The organism is Hydrogenispora ethanolica, assembly GCF_004340685.1.
In the GTDB taxonomy this organism is placed as follows: Bacteria; Bacillota; UBA4882; order UBA8346; family UBA8346; genus Hydrogenispora; species Hydrogenispora ethanolica.
This window is the reverse complement of sequence record NZ_SLUN01000019.1, coordinates 39103-55655: the sequence shown is the minus strand read 5'-3', so window position 1 is coordinate 55655 and position 16553 is coordinate 39103. Positions and strand designations below refer to the sequence as shown.

The 16553-nt window shown below is 53.0% G+C and carries 11 protein-coding genes; 2 read left to right on the top strand and 9 right to left on the bottom strand.

The features are described from left to right. Positions 1–13 precede the first annotated feature (13 nt). Positions 14–667, bottom strand: coding sequence for an HD domain-containing protein (locus tag EDC14_RS15320; RefSeq protein ID WP_132015193.1), 654 nt, complete (start codon positions 665–667; stop codon positions 14–16). A 147-nt stretch (positions 668–814) separates the two neighbouring features. Beyond that, positions 815–1522, bottom strand: coding sequence for a sporulation protein YunB (gene yunB, locus EDC14_RS15315; RefSeq protein WP_132015192.1), 708 nt, complete (start codon positions 1520–1522; stop codon positions 815–817). A 205-nt stretch (positions 1523–1727) separates the two neighbouring features. Between yunB and EDC14_RS15310 the strand changes: the two genes are divergently transcribed. Next, positions 1728–3992, top strand: a complete 2265-nt coding sequence (locus EDC14_RS15310; protein ID WP_165908052.1) for a transglycosylase domain-containing protein — start codon at positions 1728–1730, stop codon at positions 3990–3992. A 495-nt stretch (positions 3993–4487) separates the two neighbouring features. Further along, the gene (locus EDC14_RS15305) at positions 4488–5024 is read left to right on the top strand and encodes a hypothetical protein (protein ID WP_132015190.1); all 537 of its coding nucleotides are present in this window, start codon (positions 4488–4490) and stop codon (positions 5022–5024) included. 145 nt (positions 5025–5169) lie between these two features. On the opposite strand, the gene EDC14_RS15300 is transcribed toward EDC14_RS15305, so the two are convergent. The 7 genes from EDC14_RS15300 to spoIVA form a co-directional block, all read right to left on the bottom strand. Next, positions 5170–7530, bottom strand: a complete 2361-nt coding sequence (locus EDC14_RS15300) for an endonuclease MutS2 (protein ID WP_132015189.1) — start codon at positions 7528–7530, stop codon at positions 5170–5172. Between the two features lie 227 nt (positions 7531–7757). Then, entirely contained in the window at positions 7758–10115 is a 2358-nt protein-coding gene (lon, locus tag EDC14_RS15295; RefSeq protein WP_279388768.1) for an endopeptidase La, read from the bottom strand. Positions 10116–10225: 110 nt separating this feature from the next. Continuing rightward, positions 10226–12142 (bottom strand): ABC-F family ATP-binding cassette domain-containing protein, encoded by a 1917-nt coding sequence (locus tag EDC14_RS15290; protein WP_132015188.1) that lies wholly within the window; start codon positions 12140–12142, stop codon positions 10226–10228. Between the two features lie 12 nt (positions 12143–12154). Beyond that, positions 12155–12715, bottom strand: a complete 561-nt coding sequence (gene lepB, locus EDC14_RS15285; protein WP_132015187.1) for a signal peptidase I — start codon at positions 12713–12715, stop codon at positions 12155–12157. 693 nt (positions 12716–13408) lie between these two features. Further along, positions 13409–14161 carry a polysaccharide deacetylase family protein gene (locus EDC14_RS15280; RefSeq protein WP_165908051.1) on the bottom strand — a complete coding sequence of 251 codons (753 nt, stop codon included), beginning with the start codon at positions 14159–14161 and terminating at the stop codon, positions 13409–13411. Between the two features lie 107 nt (positions 14162–14268). Next, positions 14269–14547, bottom strand: coding sequence for an HU family DNA-binding protein (locus EDC14_RS15275; RefSeq protein WP_132015185.1), 279 nt, complete (start codon positions 14545–14547; stop codon positions 14269–14271). A gap of 343 nt (positions 14548–14890) precedes the next feature. Continuing rightward, positions 14891–16369: a stage IV sporulation protein A gene (gene spoIVA / locus EDC14_RS15270; RefSeq protein WP_132015184.1), complete on the bottom strand. Its 1479-nt coding sequence runs from the start codon at positions 16367–16369 to the stop codon at positions 14891–14893. Positions 16370–16553 lie beyond the last annotated feature (184 nt).

Genomic DNA, 16553 nt, shown 5'->3' with positions numbered 1-16553 from the left:
GTCCCGGCCGGCGTCACTCTTCTCCGACCACTTCGCGGGCGAGGATCTCCAAAAAAGCTTCCATGGTGCGATGGCGTTTTTCCGCCAAGGCCCGGGCGGTTTCCGTATACAAGTTATCTTTCAGGTATTGAAGTTTGATGAACCATTCTCTTTGCAGTGAATCGTCTTCCGGGCGGTTACTCCGAAAATCGGTTCGTTCCCAAACTTGGCGCGGAACATAAACCGTGCCACCCCGTTCGCCGAGCCACAGATAGGCGCGGGCGACTCCCACCGCACCCAGCGAGTCTAGTTTGTCGGCATCAAAAAGGCACTTCGCTTCGAGCGTTTCCGGTTTATGTTCATCCCGGTAACGATGGGTGGCGATACAATCACAAACCGCTTCCACCACCGCCGGGTTCATGCCGCGGCTGAGTAAAATCCGGCGGGTTCGCTCCGCGCTGGCCGCGGCATGACAGATCATTCCTTGGCTCGCGGCCTCCTCATCACGGGCTAAATCATGAAACAAAGCAGCCAAACCCAGGATCTGTAGATTTGCATTTTCAGCGGCGCCAATTTTCAGCGCCAATCGAAATACCCGTTCAATATGGGAAAAATCATGTGCGGGTCCGGTCTGATACAATTGGCGCGCCAATTGAAAATACTCCGGTAACGGCTGAACAAGTCTCATGATGGATCCCCAATCGTAGTCATAGTATTTCATTCCTTGATTTGCCTGTGAATCTTTTTCCATATGGCGCGGCTCGGAATGATGTCGAAAGGTGCCGATCCTTGATAATATTCCCCTTTCCGCGAGCTTTTCCTGTAATTTGTCAAATTATTTTCCAGGCGGATTCGGGTTTCCCGGCACGATCACGCCGGATCCGCCATGGACGTAAACGCCCGGGACAGCTCCCACAATAACCGCCTCGGTCAGCGGAATATCCGATGTTACCGCCACTTCTTCATGGACCAGCGGCACGATGACCCGAATTATCGCGGTGATTCGGATGAAGATCCGGTGCCGGGTCTGATTAATGCCGGCGGCATCGAATCGGTCATTGATCGTACTGTCCACCAGTCCTACCGGGGTGATCCGCACCGGTAACTCCGGCCCATAACCAGCCAAAATCTTGGACCCAAAGACCTGCCAAAGGGGAATTTTGACTTCCTGACGCGGTAAACCGGTTAATCGTTTCTGAACCGCAAGGGTGGCTTCAGAAGCGATCCGGTTAATCGCCCCGGTATTCGGCTGGAAAAAGGTTACCCGCCCTTCGGAGTCCAGCTGCATTCGGATCAGGCTCTGGTATTCGATATCCGGGGAAATATTCGCCCGGATCGAATCATTAATCGCTTGGATCGCGGTCTTGTGAGCCGCGACCCGGACCAGTTGCACCAAGGTCGGGCGAATCCGGAAATCAACGATATAAAAACTGATAATGGAGGTCAAAACCAAAAAGCCCAACGCCGTTAATGAAGCCAGCCATCTTTTTTTGTAAGGGGGAACCTGAAACCATACGATTCGTTTTTTTATATTGAACTTCATACGCACCGCCTCAACAAACTTTATGTTTGAATCCGTAAAGTTATAATATGCGTTCCGCCTGTCCCCAGCGAAAAACTTTCACGGGAGAAAGAGGCTTGTGGTATAATTTTGTTTATAGAAGCGATGTCGCAAGATGTGGCGAGAACGATTTGAACGAACCGGAATCAGCTTTTCGCGACACGCAAACGCCCCATGGAGGTGCTCAATGCCGGTCTCCAAGAAAAAGTCCCCGCCCCGCTCGCAAGCCAAGCGCCTTGATACCAAAAAGACAATGGTCATTGGTTTTACTGCCTTGGCCGGTATTTTGCTGGGTCTGCTGCTGGTGCTCATGATCAGTACTAACAGCAATCTTTTGAATCTGCCTCCTCCCAAGCAGGCAACCATTTTTTACGATGTTAATAAGAAGGAATTCACCCGGATATATGTAGAAAATCGCCTTGAGGTTCCACTCAGCAGGATTCCCGACGTGATGAAGCAGGCCATCGTCGACGTCGAAGACAATCGTTTCTATGAACATTCGGGAATCGATCTCCGCGCGATAGCCCGCGCCCTCTGGGTCGACCTGAAAGGGGGCGGCTATATCGAGGGAGCCAGCACTATCACTCAGCAATTAGCCAGGAATGTCCTTTTAACCCAGAAAAAGGCGCTCTCCCGCAAGGTTCAGGAGGTCTTCCTGGCCATGAATATTGAACGGAGTTATACCAAGGACGAGATCTTGGAACGCTACCTCAACCAAATCTATTTCGGCCACAATACCTACGGCGTTGAGGCCGCTTCCCGGTTGTACTTTGGAAAAAGCGTCTCCGAGCTCCGGTTGCACCAAGCTGCCATGCTGGCCGGATTGCCCAAAAATCCCAGCGGTTTCTCGCCGTATTTGCATCCCGAGGCCGCCATGGAGCGCCGGGCGGTGGTGCTCGGCCAGATGTTAAAGTACGGCTCCATTTCACAGAGCGACTTTGACGCCGCCAACCGCCGTCCATTGGACGTGATCCCGCTCTCGGCCGCCAAACGCCGCGCCGCTTATTTCATCGATTATGTGGTGCAGAATCTGAAAGGCGTCGTCGACGAGCAGGCTTTATTTACGGGCGGCTACAAGATCTACACCACGCTAGATCCGCTGGCCCAACAAGCCGCCGATGAGGCCGTCGCCGCGCTGAATGGCGGGAAACCCGATGCCCACGGCGTCCTCCAGCCGCAAATGGCCTTGGTGGCCATCGATCCGCATAACGGCTACATTAAAGCGATGGTAGGCGGCCGCGACTTTGGCAACACCCAGTTGAACCGCGCGGTCTATGCGCACCGGCAGCCGGGTTCGGCGATCAAGCCCTTCACCTATGTCGCGGCCATCGACAGCCGGAAATATACGCCGAGTTCGATCGTGCGGGATGAGCCGTTGAGTTATCCGACTTCTGGAGGAGTCTGGGCGCCGCACAATTATGACAATATCTTTCGCGGCGACATCACGTTGCGGCATGCGCTGGAAGAATCGGTGAATATGGTGGCCATCAAATTGGTGGAGAACCTCGGGCCCAGCACCGTGATTAAATACGCTCAGGACATGGGCTTGAAAAATTTGGTCATTAACGGCGAACCCAATGACATGAACCTTTCTTCACTGGCCCTGGGCGGTTTGACCCGGGGAGTTACTCCGCTGGAATTGACCGCTTCTTATTCGCCACTGGCCAACCAGGGAATTTATGTACAACCCATCGCGATTCTGGAAGTACGCGACGCCAATGACAACATTCTCTATCAGGACCGGCCGCATAAAAAGATCGCCATTCCGGAGGATACGGCATTTCTGGTAACCGACATGATGCGCGGGGTTATTATGCGGGGAACCGGCCGGGCCGCGCTGATCGATCGCCCGGCGGCGGGCAAGACCGGGACTACCAGCGACTACACCAACGCCTGGTTTGTCGGATTTACACCGGATTTGCTGGCTTCGGTCTGGATCGGCAACGATTCGCAAAAAATACCGGTACGGATCAACGGCAACGTCATCGGTAGCGGTAAAGCCGCCCAGATCTGGGGTATCTTCATGCGCAAAGCCTTGTCCGAGACTCCGCCATCGGATTTCATTCCTCCCGCGGGCATCGTCTCCGGTGTCGAGATCTGCGCTCAAAGTGGGGAACTGGCCACGTCCAATTGTCCGGAAACTCTCTATGAAAGTTATCTGGATGGGACTCAGCCTACGGTTCCCTGTCATCTGCATTCCGACGGCCAACCGCCGCTGGATAATAACAATCCGGCTGGCGACGGCTCCGGCACGCCGCCGGTTGACAATAACGGTTTCCAGCAGCAACGCTCCGCCAATTGGCCGTTTGCCAAGAAAAAACAGGTGGCTGTCAAAATCTGTACTGAGAGCGGCTTGCTGGCGACCCCGTATTGCCCGAGTGATTGGGTGGTCACTGAAATTTTCACCGACGGCGAACAACCTACTTCGTATTGTAATATCCACCGGAGATAACCAATTGAACCCGATAAAAAACGCCGGAAAACCGAAGCGTCAAGGCTTCAAATTCCGGCGTTTTCTTTTCGGACCGTCACCATAAAAAGTCAAAAAGCAATCGTTTGAAAATCGGTCCCGTTTGAATACGATTACCCAGAGCGCTCAATCTCAACGTCCTTGAGCATTCCCTTTCCGTTTTTTTGCTACCAATCGCACCCGGCAACTATGATCTTCGAATGTTTCTCCAAATCCATCAGCAGCTACGATATTGCCGATAAGCAAAATCCAAAAGTCTGACTCATCGGAAAACAAAATCACCGCAATATGGCAACCGCTCCGGTGATAAACGATTCGGCTCACGGTTGGGAGGCTTCTTTGGCTGCGGCGAGGAATTTTTTCAATTTCAAGTTAAATTTCGCTTTCTCCGGAACAATTTGGCTCGATCCATCGTCTATCTTTACAAAGAGCGCTTCTTTGAATCCCACTTTGAATTCCAGTAGAGGAGGAACTATCATGAAAAAATGGTACATTGGTTTCATGGTTGCGGTTTTGATCGGATCTTTTTCAGTGACTGCTTTGGCGGGTCCCGGCAGAGGTCCCGGTCCCGGACCGGGTCATCGTTATGATGGACCCGGCAGATATGATAAAGGCCCGGGCGGTCCCGGAGATCGCCGGGTGAGAGACGATGCCCGTTTTGTGATTCACCGGACGGCACAAGTCATCGACGACGCTCAAGCTGCGGCGCGGCGCGGCCATCGCCCGATGGGCTTGGCGCAGGCGGTGGCTCATCAACGCTGGGCCCGCGATCTGTATTGGAAAGGCGCTTATCGCGACGCGATTTATCATTCCTTGCGGGCGCGGAACATCGCCTTCCAAGTCTTGGAGAATAACCGTGGCTGGGTCCGGCGTGAATATCGCCGGGACAATATGGAGGAAGTCTACTTCCGCAGTTCGCCGCGGGATAAAGATTTAGATCTCAGCCTGGGTATGATCAAGGTCGGCCGCGATGATGAATTTATTTCCATCCGCTTAAACCTCGATTTAGATTGAGCACCTGTGCGTCAAAACCGCCACTCCTCCGAACATCAACAGTGAGGTTTGGAGTGGATGCCTATTTTGAGTGCAGGGAAAACAAAAAACCGGTTGTAGGCTTCTACCTACAGCCGGTTTTTCGACACTTCACGCGCTAAATTTATTAACGTTTCAACTCCACTACCGTGGCACCCAAACCGCCTTCGCTCTGCTCGGCAAAACTGAAACTGCGGACCACCGGATGACCTTTCAAAAACTGCTGCACTCCGATGCGTAAAGCGCCGGTGCCCTTGCCGTGAATAATCCGGAATCGTTCCAGGCCGGCCAATAAGGCCTGATCCAGATACTTCTCCAACTCGTATAATGCCTCGTCGACCGTCATCCCGCGCAGGTTCACTTCAGCGGAGATAGTTTTGGCGGCATCAAGGCCGGTCTCGCCGCTTTTACGCTTGGTTGCGGGCTGTTGGACTTTTACTTTCGGTTCGGCGATGATCTCAATATCGCCGAGTGGCAGGTTCACCTTCATGATTCCCAGTTGCACCAGGGCCGTCCCCTCGCCGACCTCCAGCACCGTTCCGACCTGATTCAAGGAGATGGCCCGCACTTTGCCGCCGGGTTTAAGGTCGTCAGCCTCGGGTTGCCGATCGGTCCGGGCCGGGGTTTTCACCTCGTCCAGCCGCTCCAGCTCCTTGGTGATGCGTTGCCGCGCCTCGTTGACAATGCCGCTGAGTTCTTCGCGGGGCGCTTCTTTTAACCGGCGCAACAGATTCTCGCTGTCGCGTCGGGCTTCAATCAGGATCTCCCGGGCCTCGGCCTTTGCCTGGCGTAACAGTTCCGCCCGCTCCTGCTGCAGCCTTTTCAATTCGGCCTCATATTGCTGTTTGTAAGTTTCCCCTTTAACGCGCGCCGCCTCGCCGGCGATCCGATCTTCCCGGGCTTGTTTGCTGTCGGCCTCGATCTGCCGTAATATCTGTTCTACTTTGGCTTCCTCGGCTGAAATATAACCGCGCGCCTCATTGACGATGCCCATGGGCAGCCCTAACTTGGCTGCGATCTCAAAGGCCTGGCTGCTGCCGGGCAGACCGATCGTCAGATGATAGGTCGGCCGTAACGTGGCGATATCGAACTCCACCGCGGCGTTACGAAGGCCGGGAGTTTTATAAGCGAATACCTTTAACTCACTGTAATGCGTGGTAGCCACCGTCCGGACCCCCAAACGGTGGAGGTGGCTGAGGATACTCATGGCCAGAGCCGCCCCTTCGGTCGGATCGGTCCCGGCCCCCAACTCATCCAAGAGCACCAGCGAATCCGGGCCTTGCGCCGCCGCAATGATCTTCACGATCTGGGTAAGATGCGACGAAAAAGTGGATAGGCTCTGTTCGATGCTCTGCTCGTCGCCGATATCGCAGAACACCTGATTGAAGACGGCCAGCTGCGAACCAGGGGCCGCCGGAATGTGTAAGCCGGATTGGGCCATCAATGTCAGCAGGCCGACTGTCTTCAGCGTCACAGTCTTGCCGCCGGTATTGGGGCCGGTGATTACCAGCGTATCATAGTCCTGGCCGAGCAGGGCGGTGATCGGAACCACTTTACCGGTGAGCATCGGGTGGCGGGCGTCATACAGTTGAATGATGCCATCCTGATTGAGCTGCGGTTCACTGGCATTCAACGCCAAGCTGTAGCGGCCTTTGGCGAAAGCCAGATCCAGCCGGGCGAGAATCGCCACCGCATTCGTCAAGGGTTGCTGGACCTCCTTCACCCGGCCCGAAAGTTCGGTCAAAATCCGTTCAACCTCTTCAACCTCTTGGGACTCAACCACTCGCAACTGGTTATTCAGCTCGACTACGCTCATCGGTTCGATGAAGAGCGTCGCGCCGCTGGCCGACTGGTCATGGACGATCCCGGGAAAGAACGAACGGTATTCCTGTTTCACCGGAATGACATAGCGCTCGTTACGGACAGTGACGATCGGATCCTGCAGATATTTGCCGTTCTCGGAGGAACGGACGATCGAATCCAGTTTGTCGCGGACCCGGTTCTGAAAAACCTTGATCTGGGAACGGAGCGAATGCAGTTTCGGACTGGCGCTATCATTGACCTCGCCGTTATCGGCGATGCAGCGCTCAATCTCCCGTTCCAGGCCGGGAAAGGCCGCGAGACGGCCGCCCCATTCGGGTAGGATGGTCAGCGTCTCCCCTTGCTCACTCAAAAATTCGCGCATCAACCGGGAGGCGCGGATAGTGGCGGCAATCTCCAGCAGTTCCTGGGGAATGAGCGATCCTCCCAGTGCCGCCTTACGGAGTGAATTCCGGATATCAAAGATCCCGCCCAACGGGATCCGGTCGGTCTCCAGCAGGATCTGGACCGCCTCCGAAGTGATCTGTTGCGCCTCGCGGATCTCGCTCAGATAGGTCAACGGCTGCAACTCTTGCACGAGTTCCTTACCCCGGGTGGAAGAGGCGAACTCCGCAAGTTTGGCGATGATCTTGGGGTACTCCAGGACGGTTAAGGTTCTTTCGAGCACGGAACAACCTTCTTTCACGATTTCTACACCAGCCGGAAGGCTGCGCGTCCGGCGTCTCTTACCGGAATCATTCGAGCAGTATTTAATTTCTGGATAGTTTTTCCGAAATCCTTTTTCTAATCAAAATGGGTAAAACAATCCTTTCAGGATGAATCGGCCATTGCCGCGAAATCTAATAAACAAAAACCGGGAGAAGTCGCCCTCTCCCGGAAGCAAAAGTCTGGTGTTTAACTAACCGAGGCCACCTGGATTTTGGGAATCAGGGCTTCCCGCCAAACCTCATCCATGGATTCGACGAGGACCAGTTCCACTTTGCGCAGGATATTGGCGGGGATCTCCTCCAGATCTTTTTCGTTTTCTTTCGGCACCAGGATCTTCTTGATCCCGCCGCGGTGGGCCGCTAAAATCTTCTCTTTCAGTCCGCCGATGGGCAGTACCCGTCCGCGCAGGGTAATCTCGCCGGTCATGGCCACGTCTTTCCGGATCGGCTGCTCGGTGAGGGCCGATGCCAAAGCGGTAGCGATAGTGATGCCCGCCGAAGGGCCGTCTTTCGGAATGGCTCCTTCCGGAACATGAATATGCAGATCATACCGTTCATGAAAATCTTCCGGTATTCCAAGCTCTTTGACGCGGGAACGGATATAACTGTAGGCTGCGTGAGCGGACTCGCGCATCACCTCGCCCAGTTTGCCCGTCAGGATTAACTGGCCCTTCCCTTTGACCAACGAAACCTCGACTAATAAGATATCCCCGCCGACCTCAGTCCAAGCCAGCCCAGTGGCCACCCCGACCTGGTCGGCATTCTCCGCCAGGCTGTGGCGGTATTTGGGAATGCCCAAAAACTTCTGGAGATGCAATTTATTCAGACGGATCGTGTTCCGTGAAGACTGCACAATCTCCAACGCCGTTTTCCGGCAGACCGTGGCGATCTCGCGCTCCAGATTCCGGACGCCCGATTCCCGGGTATAGCCGGCGATCAGCTGCCGGATGAATTTTTCATGGAACAAAACGCTCTGTTCGGTCAGGCCGTGCTCTTTGAGCTGCTTCGGAATCAAATGGCGTTTGGCGATCTCCAGTTTTTCCTCCTCGGTATAGCCGGAGATATGAATGACCTCCATCCGGTCCAGCAACGGCCGGGGAATGCCATGGAACGTATTGGCCGTGGTGATGAAAAGCACCTGCGACAGATCGAAAGTGACTTCGAGATAGTGATCGCCGAAGGCGCAATTCTGTTCCGGATCCAACACTTCGAGCAAAGCCGAAGCGGGATCGCCCCGGAAGTCCGCGCTCATCTTGTCGATCTCGTCCAACAGAATCACCGGATTTTTCGTCCCGGCCTGTTTCATAATCTGAATGATCTTGCCGGGCAAGGCTCCGACATAGGTGCGGCGATGGCCGCGAATCTCCGCTTCGTCCCGGACCCCACCGAGCGAGAAACGGACGAATTTGCGGTTCAAGGCCCGGGCCACCGATTTCGCCAGCGAGGTTTTGCCGACGCCGGGCGGTCCCACCAGGCAAAGGATCGGTCCTTTCAGTTGATTGGTCAACTGGCAGACGGCGAGGTATTCCAAGATCCTCTCCTTCACCTTCTCCAGGCCGTAATGGTCTTCGTTCAATACCTTCTCGGCACCTTTTACATCCAGACTATCTTCGGTTAAAGTATTCCAAGGCAATGAAAGGATCCAATCGATATAATTCCGGACTACCACGGCCTCTGCGGCCATTGGCGGCATTTTCGACAAACGGTCAATCTCCTTGAGCGCCTTCTCTTCCGCCTCGGACGGCAGATTCAGCTCCGCCAGCCGTGACCGGAGTTCCTCCACCTCCGCGGCGCGCTCATCGCCATCACCCAGTTCTTTCTGGATGGCTTTAATCTGTTCCCGGAGATAATATTCTTTCTGGGTCTTTTCCATCTGTTTGCGGACCCGCAGATGGATCTTGCGTTCCATCTCCAGAATATCGATCTCTTTCACCAGAAAGGTGCAGAGCGTCTCCAAGCGGGACTTGGCGGAGACCGCCTCCAGAATATCCTGTTTCTCTTCGATCTTCAAATTCAGATGCGAAGAGATGATATCAGCCAGCCGGCCCGGGTCTTCAATATTGGATACTGAAGTCAACACTTCCGGCGGGATCTTCTTGCTTAACTTAATCAACTGTTCGAACTGATACAGAGTGGACCGCATGAGGGCTTCCACTTCGACATTTTTCTCATCCGCCTCGGCAACCTCGGCGAGTTGCACCCGATAATGGGGATCGGATTGTACGAAACTGACAATCTGGGCGCGCCGGATCCCTTCAACCAGCACCCGAATGGTACCATCGGGCAATTTCAACAACTGCTTTACCTCAGCAATCGTCCCCATGGTATAGATATCGTCCGGTTCGGGGTCGTTAATTTTGGCGTGGCGCTGTGCGGCCAACACAATCAACCGTTCCTGGACCATAGCCTCTTCCAAAGCACTGATTGATTTATCCCTACCGACATCCAATGGGATGACCATAAACGGAAAGACAATCATTCCCCGTAGCGGCAGCAAGGGTAACACTTCTTTAAAAGAAACGACGCGATTCTCTTCTGTATTCAATACCGGTTACACCTCCTGCTAAAATCCTAGATATTCGACATAAAGACTGTTTATTCGCCGTAAGATCTGGAAGATCCTTTCTGTAAATATTGGAGAAATCCCCAAAACCCCTACGGTTCCGTTTCCAGCTCGGCCAGCTCGGTCTGGAGCTGCTCCCACGCTTCGTACAAGCGCGCCAATTCCGCTTCACACGCATTCAGCTCCGTGCTCAATTCCAGACTCTTTTTATAATCGGTACTGTTGGCCGGATCGCTTAGGGTTTCAGTAAGAGTAGTTTTCCTGGCTTCCATTTCAAAGATGGCCGTTTCAAGCTGTTCCAGAGTTCGTTGTTTCCGTTTCAGCTCCCGCTGCGCCTCTTTGGTTTGAGCCCGCCGGATCTGAGCCTCACTCCTGGGTTTGGCTGTTTCCGGGCTGCCGGCGGCTTGCCGGGAGTGCCAGGCCAGATACTCATCATACGAATCGAACGGGATGACGGACCCCGCATCGATCAGCAAGAAACGATTCGCCACTTGATTGAGGAAATAGCGGTCATGGGAAACCACCAGCACGGTTCCCTGATAGTCGGCCAAGGCCTGTTCCAGCACTTCAATGGATTGCAGATCCAAATGGTTGGTGGGCTCGTCCAGTATTAAGAAGTTGGCCTTGGAAAGGATCAACCGAATCAAGCCCAAACGGCGCCGTTCGCCGCCGCTCAGGTCGGTCACGGCCTTAAAGACATCGTCGCCCTGGAATAGGAAGCGGGCGAGAATCGTCCGGGCCTGGGTATTGTCGAGATCGGCCATCGCCATGACCTGGCTGAAGGGCGTGCCTTCCAGGTCCGATTCCGCGGTAAACTGGGAAAAATAGCCGGGATCGACTTCATAACCGAGCCGGATCCGGCCCTGGTCCGGTTCCTCCAGTCCCATGACCATCCGCAGCAAAGTTGTCTTGCCGGAGCCGTTGGGTCCGATAAGGCCTACCTTTTGGCCCGAATAGACCGTGAAATCCACCGCCTTCAGCAGCTGCCGCTCGGCGAAGTTTTTGGTAAGTCCTTCGATCTCCAGCACTTTCTTGCCGCTCGGCTCATGGCCGCCGAAGGCCATCTTCAATGTCTTCCCGTCGGTACGGGGTTTATCAATCCGTTCCAAATGTTGCAGGCGTTTTTCTAAATTATGGGCTTTCCGTTTGCTTTTTTCGGTGGCCCGTGACTCTCGAATCAACTTTTCCTGGCGGCTGATCTCCTTTTGTTGCAGTTCATATGCTTTAAGTTGGACTTGGTAATCCGCCTCTTTTTTCTGCCGGTACGCGGTATAATTGCCCTTATAACGGGTGATCCGGCAATCTTCCATCTCCATGATCCCCTGCACCACGCGATCGAGAAAAAAACGGTCATGCGAAATGAGCAAAACCGCACCGGGAAAACTGATCAGGAACTCTTCCAGCCATTCAATGGCCACGATGTCCAGATAGTTGGTGGGCTCGTCCAGCAGCAGGATATCATTGGCAGTCAGCAGGATGCGGGCCAAGCCGAGACGGGTCCGCTCCCCGCCGCTAAAACTGGCGGCAGTGTCATTCCAGCGTTCTTTGGGAATCCCCAATCCCCGCAAGACTCCCTGAATCCGGCCCTCGATCTGATACCCCCCGCGCTGGGCGAATTCCTCGCTCAGCCGGTGGTGTTCCTCGATCAAAGCCTCCAGGGCGGAAGGCGCCAGCCCCGGTTCTGACATTTTGCCCTGCAGCGTGTTAAGCTGGTTTTGCAATTCATCCAGTTCGCGGAAGATGCCCCGCAACTCGTCATAGATGGAAAGAACCTCGCTAAAATCAGCTTCCTGCCGCAAATAACCGACTTGGCAGTTTTGACTCCAAAAGATGGAGCCGCGGTCGTAATCTTCCTGGCCGGTGATGATCCGCATCAGCGTGGTTTTACCGCACCCGTTCTTGCCGACCAAACCCCATTTTTCGCCCGGATGAATCTCCAGGGACACATCCCGTAAGATCGGATTGGCTCCGTAATATTTGTCGAGATCGCGAATTTGTAATAATGCCATGGATACTCCAGATTAACGAATGATTCCCATGCGGTTGACCGGCCAAAATCTGAACCATGCCTGGCCTTTGACGTTTTTCAGCGGTAGGGTTCCCCAGTACCGGCTGTCTTGACTGTTATTCCGGTTGTCGCCCATCATAAACAGACTGTCTTCCGGCACCATCACCGGGCCGAATTCCTGAATCGGAGCCCGATCCGGAGTAATATACGGTTCCTTCAACGGTTTCCCGTTGATGTAGACCACCCCCCGGTGCACTTGAAGGGTTTCCCCCGGCAACCCGATCACCCGTTTGACGAAGTCATCCTTGGAACCGGCTTCCGCGGGCGGCTTGAAGATAATGATCTCGTACCGCTGGGGTTTCTTAAACCAATACGCCGTCTTATTCATCAAAAAACGGTCTTGAACCTCAATGGTGGGAACCATCGAGGGCGAGGGCACGAAACGGGACTCCAAAAAGAACGTGTGGATCACCAGGAACAGAATCACTGCCGGCACAACGACTTCCAAAAAATCGCGCATGAATTGCTTGGCGGAATATTCTTTCGCGGGCTTTTGGGACGATTCTTTTGCCATTCTTTTTTCACCTCAGATAATTAACCAGAAATTCTCCAAACAGCTTTCAAAAAGCAATGAAGCCGCTTTTTCGGTAACAACCCACCGCAGCCGCACACACTACTATACCTAACGCAAAGGTTCAGAAAAAATTTCAGCACGTCAATTATAACATAAATTTATCCATTGTCCATTTCGAAGTGCGAGATTTGCATGACTCTTCGTAAGCTTTGCGCCACAGTCTGATAGGATAGCCAATTCCCCCGGGAATCAATCCGCTACGGTCCCCTTCCGTTCAACTCCCGCCCGGAGCCGGGGGAAGGCCCGCCGGATTTCCCGCGGGAGGGGTGGCGGCGACCGCCACAGTTCCTTCGTTCCCAACAGCAACTACCGGAGTCAGCAAAGGCGGATCATGATCCACCGCTGCAACGCCTTGAATGACTCAAGGCACAACTTGATTCACAAACGATCAATCGTTATCCACAAAAGCAATTCCCGGATTCGCAAAAGGAACGCCGTGATTCGCGGAAGCAGCGTCTTGAATGATTCAAGGCGCTGCTTGATGGGCAAACGATCGCCCTCCGGCTATCCCCGGGTCCAAATGATACCCTCCAGGCTTGCATTGCTCCAACCGGATAGAGCGGCTGCCGCCAATGCTTCCGCCGCGCTGAGCGTGCGGTCCAGTATGAATCCCCCGTCGCGGACGACCGCTCCTTACCGCGGATCGCGCCGGATCAACTCTCCGTTCGCCGCCAGCTGTGACAAAGCCACCAGCTTCAAACCTTTGGCGCGCAAACCCGAGATAATTCCGGGAAGCGCCAGATGAATTTCTTGGCTGGAATCACTGGCATGGCACAAAATAATGGCTCCGGGAATCGTTCGAGCCAACACCCGGTCGATCATATAGCGCGGTCCGGGATTCTTCCAATCCAGCGTATCCACGGACCAGATGACGGTCTCATAACCGAGTTCGCGGGCAGTATCGATCACCACATCATCATAATCTCCGTTGGGCGGGCGAAAATAAGGCGCCACTCTGCCCGCTACCGACAGGATATCCTGATGGGCCTTGGCGATATTATCATGTACCACATCTTTGGAGACCTGACTCAGGTTGATGTGGCGATCGCCGTGGCTGGCGATTTCATGGCCATCATTGACAATGGCTCTTACCGCTTCCGGATGCCGCACCGCCCACGGGCCGGACACAAAGAAAGTCGCCGGAGTCTGGTTCTGCTTCAGCACCTTTAATACCAGCGGCAGCGTCTTCTCGCCCCAGCTGATATCAAACGTCAGACAAACCTCGGGCGCAGATTTTTTCACATAAAACAGCGGCATTTCCTTGGCCAAAAGCCCCATGGTCGGCCAATTCTCATTGTGAAACCGGCCGGCCAGGTAGCCAAGGCTGAAGACGAGGGCTATGCCGATACCCACCCAAAGAATCGACCGAAAATAAAAAATCCGCACTCTTAATCCCACCTTTCCTGCCATAATGTATTCGGCGGGATTTCCGGTAAGAACAGCGCGGAAATAAGAATGGACCCAATGAGGTCCATTCTTTATTTACTGTTTTATTACTTCTTGCCCACAGCATCTTTCAAAGCCTTGCCGGCTTTGAACACAGGAACCTTTCTGGCAGCAATTTTAATTTCAGCACCGGTTTGAGGATTACGGCCTTTACGAGCCTCTCTCTTACGGACTTCAAAGCTACCAAAGCCGACTAATTGAACTTTCTCTCCTTTGGACAATGCTTGGGTCATAGCGTTAATCACTGCATCAATCGCTTTTCCCGAATCCTTCTTTGTCAAACCACTCTTCTCGGCGACTTTGTCGATGAGTTCGGTTTTGGTCATGAACAATTCACCTCCTTCCGAAAAAGGTGGAAAGCCTTTACTTAAAGTTCAAGGCGATATTTGGTTAACCAACATACCCTTTATTCTAGATTCTTCCCTTATCTCCTGCTTTTAAAACAAAAAAATAGGTTTTTTTTCAACAATAACCTGCGTTTTCCGAATCGTACCAGCTAAAACGATTATTCAACTTGTTTGCTTGGAGAAAAGCCTGAAAACTCCAGTACTATACTATCGTCAAGGATCAGGAAAAACATTATAGCCAGTTCTTTTGGGATCAAAAAATGTTGACTGAATCCTCCGATTTCTTACATCAAATAAAAAAAATGGTCTCTATGGACCATCTTTACAGGATAATGCAGATTAAGCCTCCGCTACCCTCATTAATTATCTTTGTTAAAGTCTCTTGCAGTTTTTCCTGGGCATTATCCGGCATTCTGGCGAGTTTGGACTGGATTCCCTCTTTCACCAAGTCATACATGGTCTTGCCGAAAAAATCGGTCTGCCAGATCCGGGACGGGTCCTTCTCGAACTCGCTGGTCAGATAATGAACAAATTCTTCGCCCTGTTTTTCAGTTCCGACAATGGGCGTAACCTCCGTCATGATGTCGGCTTTGATCATATGGATCGATGGTGCACTGGCCTTGAGTTTAACTCCGAAGCGGCTCCCGTGTCTGATCAATTCCGGTTCGGCCAAAGTCAGTTCTTCGAGCGAAGGATTGACAACGCCATAACCTGTCTGCCGGACTTGTGACAACGCCCCGGAAAGTTTATCATATTCCCGCTTGGCTACAGACAACTCCCGCATCATTCGCATTAAGTGATGATCGCCGCTGACCGTAAAGCCGGACATTTCTTCCAATACTTTATAAAAAAGCTGCCGATCGACGGTCATCTCAATCAGGACCGATCCTTCGCCCAGATCGACCCGATGCATCAAGACATCTTTGACATCCTCGGTCTGGCGTAATGAACCGACAACCTGGTCGATGTCTTTGACGCGATCCACTCCGGCGATTGCGCTATATACCGCCCCTTCAAAACGAGTCCGCAGCCAGTGTGCGGGTTCGAGTTCTTCAACCCATTTGGGAAAATCCACGCGGAGTTCCCGCAACGGGAACATATACAGAAGTTCCTGCAAAACTCTTTCAACCTGCGCGCTGGACATCTGCTGGCAATTGATCGGAACTACCGGCACTGCATATTTCTCTTGCATTTCTCCGGCTAGTTTCAGCGTCTCGCCGCTGTCCGGCTGTATGGAGTTTAAAACGACTACAAATGGTTTCCCCAGGGCCTTCAATTCTCCGATGACTCGCTCTTCGGCCGGGATATAAGCGGACCGCTGAATTTCCGTGATGCTGCCATCGGTCGTTATCACCAAGCCAATGGTCGAATGATCGGTGATGACCTTTCGAGTTCCCATTTCGGCCGCTTCGCCGAAGCTGACCGGACTCTCTTGCCAAGGTGTAATGACCATGCGGGGTCCGGAATCATTTTCATAGCCTAATGCGCCTTCCACTGCATATCCTACACAGTCGACCAAACGCACCCGAAACTGGATGTTGTCCCCAACCGTCACTTCCACTGCTTCGCTCGGGACAAATTTGGGCTCCGTCGTCATTATCGTACGTCCGTTGCCGCTTTGTGGCAATTCATCCTGGGCGCGTTGCTGGTCATAATAATTGCTGATATTCGGAATCACCATCAGTTCCATAAATCGCTTGATAAAAGTAGACTTCCCTGTACGTACCGGACCGACCACTCCGATATAAATATCACCATCGGTACGTTCGGCGATATCTTGAAAGATATCAAACCTCTCCATGATTCTCCCCCCTTTTCACCGAATTTGTATTTATTGAAACGGGAATTGAGCCATCCCCCCTTTTGTTCTCATCAATCCTGCCTGACCATTAAACAATATATATATATTGATAGGTTTAGCCCAATATAACTAAATGCTGCTTCAGACAAACAAAAAACGGTTCCAATAGAACCGTTGCTTCATT

What these genes read in the sequence shown, in the direction of transcription:
- EDC14_RS15310 (WP_165908052.1), top strand. Translation starts at nt 1,728, where the DNA reads ATGCCGGTCTCCAAGAAAAAGTCCCCGCCCCGCTCGCAAGCCAAGCGC.
- EDC14_RS15275 (WP_132015185.1), bottom strand. Translation starts at nt 14,547, where the DNA reads ATGACCAAAACCGAACTCATCGACAAAGTCGCCGAGAAGAGTGGTTTG.
- EDC14_RS15320 (WP_132015193.1), bottom strand. Translation starts at nt 667, where the DNA reads ATGAGACTTGTTCAGCCGTTACCGGAGTATTTTCAATTGGCGCGCCAA.
- yunB (WP_132015192.1), bottom strand. Translation starts at nt 1,522, where the DNA reads ATGAAGTTCAATATAAAAAAACGAATCGTATGGTTTCAGGTTCCCCCT.
- EDC14_RS15305 (WP_132015190.1), top strand. Translation starts at nt 4,488, where the DNA reads ATGAAAAAATGGTACATTGGTTTCATGGTTGCGGTTTTGATCGGATCT.
- EDC14_RS15290 (WP_132015188.1), bottom strand. Translation starts at nt 12,142, where the DNA reads ATGGCATTATTACAAATTCGCGATCTCGACAAATATTACGGAGCCAAT.
- spoIVA (WP_132015184.1), bottom strand. Translation starts at nt 16,369, where the DNA reads ATGGAGAGGTTTGATATCTTTCAAGATATCGCCGAACGTACCGATGGT.
- lepB (WP_132015187.1), bottom strand. Translation starts at nt 12,715, where the DNA reads ATGGCAAAAGAATCGTCCCAAAAGCCCGCGAAAGAATATTCCGCCAAG.